This is a genomic window from Leifsonia sp. SIMBA_070 (assembly GCF_046534635.1).
Classification (GTDB): domain Bacteria; phylum Actinomycetota; class Actinomycetes; order Actinomycetales; family Microbacteriaceae; genus Leifsonia.
The window spans coordinates 1-271 of record NZ_JAWRYK010000284.1 but is presented as its reverse complement, the minus strand read 5'-3'; the positions used below and the strand labels follow the sequence as shown (position 1 = coordinate 271).

The window sequence follows — 271 nt, the reverse complement described above, 5'->3', positions numbered from 1 at the left end:
CCTATCAATATGGAGCTATAATGCCAGATATGATCGTACCGACCAATGGTGCACTAATGGCTATAATAGCCATCGCCAAAATTCCATATAATAAATGGTTTAAATCGGCCCTTAAACCTACCTCGTTGATGCTTTTGATCGGTGCAGTCACCATCATTGTGGCAGTAGCCATGGGTTATAATTAATACCCAACATTTTTGTAGATTAGATTACTTTTAACCAGACCATGCTTAAATTTTTCAGAAAAATCAGAAAGGAATTGATTGCGGAG

1 pseudogene is annotated in these 271 nt (G+C 37.6%); it reads left to right on the top strand.

Annotated elements, in window-relative coordinates:
• A pseudogene (locus SB754_RS20370) lies at window positions 1-185 on the top strand (C4-dicarboxylate ABC transporter permease); the annotation flags it as partial.
• Window positions 186-271: the final 86 nt, after the last annotated feature.